Raw genomic sequence first — 3,053 nt, forward strand, 5'->3', positions numbered from 1 at the left:
GAATACTTCGCTGCAAACAGAAGCAACGACCATTTTTGCGTCAAGGTTTGCAAATGACGGAGCCGACAAACATGCTCTTTTGAGAGGATGAACAGTTTTTCTACCTCAGGCGCGTAGGCCATGAGCCTCGTTTCATTCAACAACTGACAGCCAACCTCTGGGGCTTTACTGTCGAGCGTTTTATTCAGCTCTTCCCGTATGCGCTCCACTGCAATATGAGCTAACAAAGGTGCAGTCTGTTTCATGGCATGCATCGTCTGGTCTTCTATAGCAAAACCTAACTGGGAAGCAAACCGTACTCCTCGCAAAAGCCGAAGGGCATCCTCCTGAAATCGCTCTAGAGGGATTCCTACAGCCCGAACTAGCCTATGCTCCATATCCTCTCGTCCACCGAACGGGTCGTGCAATACTTGATGACGATCCATCGCCATCGCGTTCATCGTAAAATCTCGTCGCTCCAGATCAAGTCGAAGCTCTGAAACGAATTGAACCTCAGCGGGTCGACGATAATCTTCATATTTTCCTTCCGTCCGAAACGTGGTGACTTCAAACATCTGCCCCTCGACTTTTACAGATACAGTACCGTGTTTCAGACCAGTCGGGACATGATCGGGAAACAATCGGATGACGTCGCTGGGATGGGCATTCGTACATATATCTATATCATGAACAGGTCGTTGTAAAAGCCAATCGCGGACGCAACCACCCACGTAGTAAGCTTCGAAGCCGTGCTCCTCCAATCTGTCGAGAACACGCTTTGCCAATTCTATCGCCAATCCAATCCCCCCTTCCTGGTTTGCTCCGCCTGATCTACACAAGGAGGCGTTTTTCATGAGAGTTTTGTATGGATTGTTCATTTTCATATCCAAGCTGCATCAGCTAGCCAAAAGCTCTATCTTACGTTCAAAAGCTTAGTTTTTCTTCGGATTTGCTTGCCAGCAAGTTGGCGTAAAGTGCTTCATACTGCGAGGCAATCGTTTCGTGACAAAACGTTTTGCAGGATCGCTCAATGCTATTCGCGGAGAATTCGCGGTATAGCTCTTCGTCTTGCAAGAGACGTATAGTTTCTTTCGCCATGCCTTCCACGTCCCCAATTGGGCGCAAGAAGCCGTTCACACCATCCAGAACGACTTCTGGCAAACCTCCTGCCACTGTTGCGACGACAGGCACACCGCAAGCCATTGCTTCGAGTGCGACGAGACCAAAGCTTTCCTTTTCGGATGGAAGCAGCATGATGTCAGCCATCGACAAAACTTCTGCAACGTCCTCCTGCTTGCCGAGGAAGCAAACATCGTCGTTCAGACCGAGGTCAGCGATCATCTTGCGGACCAGACCCATTTCGGGCCCTTCACCAATGAGGATCAGTCTGGAAGGCACTTCTTCACGTACGCGCGAAAAAATTTCAATCACATCCGGCACTCGTTTGACCGGACGGAAATTTGAAATGTGCATAAGAATTTTTTCGCCATTTGGTGCAAATACCTTTTTCAGCTTCGCAACCTCTTTCGGGTAGTAACGCCGCTTGTCTACGAAGTTGTACACTGGGACAATTTCTTTATCCGTATGCAGCAGCTCTTTCGTCTGCCTGATCAAATCATTGGACACTGCGGTGACCAAATCGCTTCGCTCAATGCCGAAGCGGATCATATCACTCAAGTTCGAGTCATAACCCAGAACAGTAATATCCGTCCCGTGCAGGGTGGTCACAATTTTCAAATGATCTCCAACCATTTGTTTGGCCAGGAACGCACACAACGCATGTGGCACAGCATAATGCACATGTAATAAGTCCAGGTTTTCATTTTTCGCCACTTGTGCCATTCGGCTCGCCAAGGTCAAATCATAGGGTGGGTATTTAAAAACATCATAGTTGTTCACTTCTACTTCATGATAAAAAATGTTCGGGTGAAACGCGCCTAAGCGAAATGGCATTCCACCTGTAATGAAATGAACTTGATGTCCTCGCTCAGCCAATAGCTTGCCAAGCTCCGTAGCTACTACGCCCGATCCGCCCAACGACGGATAGCAAGTAATCCCGATCTTCATACAGTGTCACTCCTTCTCACAAGCTCTTTAATACATACGGAGCTGCACTGACAAATCCTTCTGCATAGGCTACACCAGCCTGCTGACCAAACAGTCGCTCTCGATACTCGACCGACTCCAGATACCCATTGGTAAGCGGCGTTTGAACACTGCCTTCTTCTAGCTCAAACTGACTGCGGTAGCAGCGCAGCGCCTCCATTTTTTGCGGATAAACAGCGGTGATATCCACGACAACCTGCGGCGTGACAGTGGAATTTATAAAATAGTAAAGGAATTGCGATGGTCGATAGGCAGGCAAAGAAGGCTCCGGCAAATACTTGCGGATGCCCGCATTAAACACCGCCTCGCGAACGATTCGACTCACGCTTTCGTGATCTGGATGACGATCCGCGAAATAAGGTGCAAGCACAATGGCTGGGCGTGTTTCCCGAATGAGCTTTACGACACGTTCAATCGCATTTTCCCTCACTGCTTCCAAGCCACGATCAGGCAGGCCAAAATTATAGCGAGCAGCCACTCCCATCACGTGGTCAGCTGCAGCCGCTTCCTGTTGCCTTCTCTCCACCGTTCCATTCGAAGACAATTCCGCGTAGGTCAAGTCGAGAATCCCCACGCGCTTTCCCTCTTTGGCAGCCAAAATCAGACTGCCTGCCGCGCCGATCTCGACATCGTCAGGATGAGCGCCGATTGCCAAAATATCGAGTGAACTCATGCTTCATTCTCCTTATGCACCACTTCGCGCCAATCCAGTTGTCCCAGTTCCAAGGCCTTCAGCATGATTTCTGCCGAACCGAGATTGGTGGCAAAAGGTATCTTGTGCACATCACACAGTCGAAGCAGTGCGATAATATCAGGTTCATGTGGTTGAGAGGTAAGCGGATCGCGCAAAAAGATAATCAAATCCATCTCATTGCGAGCGATCATCGCACCGATTTGTTGATCGCCTCCTAATGGCCCTGACAGAAATCGGGTTAGGGAAAGCGACGTAGCTTCCATGATTCGCGACC

At 49.3% G+C, this 3,053-nt stretch carries 4 protein-coding genes; all 4 read right to left on the reverse strand.

The features are described 5' to 3' along the window. Positions 1 to 776: CCA tRNA nucleotidyltransferase (locus C7R94_RS28435; protein WP_106785899.1), on the reverse strand; the 776-nt coding region annotated here is incomplete at its 3' end. A gap of 127 nt (positions 777 to 903) precedes the next feature. After that, entirely contained in the window at positions 904 to 2,046 is a 1,143-nt protein-coding gene (gene bshA, locus C7R94_RS28440) for an N-acetyl-alpha-D-glucosaminyl L-malate synthase BshA (protein ID WP_106785900.1), read from the reverse strand. A 16-nt stretch (positions 2,047 to 2,062) separates the two neighbouring features. Next, positions 2,063 to 2,758: a bacillithiol biosynthesis deacetylase BshB1 gene (bshB1, locus tag C7R94_RS28445; RefSeq protein ID WP_106785901.1), complete on the reverse strand. Its 696-nt coding sequence runs from the start codon at positions 2,756 to 2,758 to the stop codon at positions 2,063 to 2,065. Further along, positions 2,755 to 3,053: methylglyoxal synthase (locus tag C7R94_RS28450; protein WP_106785902.1), on the reverse strand; the 299-nt coding region annotated here is incomplete at its 5' end. The genes C7R94_RS28450 and bshB1, both read right to left, overlap by 4 nt.

The sequence above is a fragment of the Brevibacillus sp. NRRL NRS-603 genome, from assembly GCF_003013445.1.
Classification (GTDB): Bacteria; Bacillota; Bacilli; order Brevibacillales; family Brevibacillaceae; genus Brevibacillus; species Brevibacillus formosus.

Bases quoted from the DNA above. Each gene is read 5' to 3' on its own strand.
- bshA (WP_106785900.1), bottom strand. From the start codon at position 2,046: ATGAAGATCGGGATTACTTGCTATCCGTCGTTGGGCGGATCGGGCGTA.
- bshB1 (WP_106785901.1), bottom strand. From the start codon at position 2,758: ATGAGTTCACTCGATATTTTGGCAATCGGCGCTCATCCTGACGATGTC.